The following is a 1292-nucleotide window of genomic DNA, read 5'->3' as shown; positions in this document are numbered from 1 at the left end:
TGAGGTTCCCCCCGGATGGTGGACACCGAGATAGCGGGACCGATAGTTCCGCTGGAAGGATGTCCCCATGTCCCGCAAACGCAGGTCGTTCACGACCGAGTACAAGGTCGAGGCCGCCCGTAGGGTGATCGATTCCGGCCGCACCATCGCCGAGGTCGCCCGCGAACTGGGCATCAACGAAGGCCTGCTCGGCCGCTGGGTTGCCGACGAACGCCGCCGGATCGAAGCCGCCGCCACCTCGGGTGATCAACCGCTCACGGCCGCGGAGCGTACCGAGCTGGCCCGGTTACGCCGACAGGTCTCCGAGCAGGAGAAAGACATCGCATTCTTGAAAAAAGCGTCCGCGTACTTCGCAGCCAATCAACAAAAGTAGAGCTCTACACGTTGATGGCCGCGGAGTACGCGAACTCCGCAGTCCACCGGATGGCACGCCTGCTCGAAGTGTCGACATCCGGCTTCTACAAACACCAAGGACGCAGTGTGACAACTAGATTGGCGCAGCGGCAGCAACGTCGAGCCGATCTGGAGGCGAAGATCCTCGCGATCCACCAGGAGTCGAAAGGCGTCTACGGAGCACCCCGAATCACCGCCGAACTCCACGACCGGGGCGAGGTGATCACCGAGAAAACCGTCGCGAAGATTATGCGCTCCCTCGGCATCGTCGGCATCAGCCCACGCACGTTCAAGATCCGCACCACCGTGGTCGACCCGTTCGCCTCGTTCCCCGACGACCTGGTCCAGCGCCGGTTCGATCAGGGCCGCCTCGACGCGGTGTGGACCTCCGATATCACGTACCTGACCTGCGGCGAGGGCGACATGTACCTGTGCGCCATCAAGGACGAACACTCGAAGAAGGTCCTCGGGTGGGCCGTCGCCGATCACATGCGCACCGAGCTCGTCCTCGAAGCTCTGGACATGGCTGTCGCCGAACGCGGCGGCGATGTCGCGGGCACAATCATGCACTCGGACAGGGGAACTCAATACACCGCCGCGGTCATGAAGCAAGCGTGTGAGCGGCACGGGTTGCGGCGCTCGATGGGCGAGACCGGCATATGCTGGGACAACGCCGGCGCGGAGAGCTTGTGGTCGACGTTCAAGCACGAGTACTACTACCGCCACACGTTCGCATACAGGACCGAATTGGTTGCTGCAGTTGACAACTGGATGAACTTCTACAACACTCGACGACGGCACTCCACAATCGGAATGCTCAGCCCCCACAGTTACGAACAGTCACTGAACGCGCCCATCATGGCCGCGTAACCACTGTCCACTTTTCGGGGGGAACCTCA

General features: G+C 62.2%; 2 protein-coding genes. Both read left to right on the top strand.

Annotation, left to right across the window (positions count from 1 at the left end; genetic code table 11):
* Window positions 1-67: 67 nt before the first annotated feature.
* Entirely contained in the window at window positions 68-373 is a 306-nt protein-coding gene (locus J1M87_RS25170; protein WP_008720680.1) for a transposase, read from the top strand.
* Complete coding sequence (locus J1M87_RS25165) at window positions 325-1263, top strand: IS3 family transposase (protein WP_157226235.1); 939 nt, start codon at window positions 325-327, stop codon at window positions 1261-1263. Before J1M87_RS25170 ends, J1M87_RS25165 begins: the two co-directional genes overlap by 49 nt.
* The last annotated feature ends 29 nt before the right edge of the window (window positions 1264-1292 follow it).

It is taken from the genome of Rhodococcus sp. KRD162 (assembly GCF_017168335.1).
Lineage (GTDB): Bacteria > Actinomycetota > Actinomycetes > Mycobacteriales > Mycobacteriaceae > Rhodococcoides.
This window is presented reverse-complemented; position numbering and strand designations above follow the sequence as displayed.